Origin of the sequence: Novosphingobium sp. TCA1, assembly GCF_009811895.1 — a bacterium.
Classification (GTDB): Bacteria; Pseudomonadota; Alphaproteobacteria; order Sphingomonadales; family Sphingomonadaceae; genus Novosphingobium; species Novosphingobium panipatense_A.
The window spans coordinates 1-588 of sequence record NZ_BLJH01000132.1 but is presented as its reverse complement, the minus strand read 5'-3'; the positions used below and the strand labels follow the sequence as shown (position 1 = coordinate 588).

The 588-nt window shown below is 61.1% G+C and carries 1 protein-coding gene; it reads left to right on the top strand.

What is annotated here, in order from left to right; genetic code table 11:
• Window positions 1–104: 104 nt before the first annotated feature.
• A partial coding sequence (locus tag NTCA1_RS28390) for a transposase (RefSeq protein ID WP_201282634.1) occupies window positions 105–588 on the top strand: 484 nt, incomplete at its 3' end.

The window sequence follows — 588 nt, the reverse complement described above, 5'->3', positions numbered from 1 at the left end:
GGTCGTGTCCCGCGGGGTGGTGTAGGAAGGTTTCCCTGAGAGGGTGGCCACCGTCGATCTTCTGGTAGGGTTCGGATGCGAACTCGAACCTGGAGAAGAAGACGATGACCGACGACAGAATGGCCCTTGTCGAGCTGATTGAGCAAGGGGCTGATAGCGATTTGGTGCGTGAGATGCTGGCTTTCGCCGCGGAGCGCATGATGGATCTGGAGATCGAGGCGAAGACGGGCGTGCCTTGCGGATCACGCAGCCCGGAGCGGCTGAACCACCGCAACGGCTACCGCGAGCGCAGTTGGGATACGCGAGCTGGCCGGATTGATCTGGCAATCCCGAAGCTGCGCAAAGGCAGTTACTTCCCGAGCTTCTTGGAGCCACGCCGCACCGCCGAGAAGGCCTTGGCGGCAGTGATCCAGGAAGCCTACGTCCACGGCGTTTCGACCCGTTCGGTCGACGATCTGGTCAAGGCTATGGGCGCCAGCGGTGTATCAAAGAGCCAGGTCAGCCGTTTGGTTGCCGAGATAGACGAGCGGGTGAATGCCTTCCTTACGCGGCCCATTGAAGGTGAGTGGCCCTATCTATGGATCGACG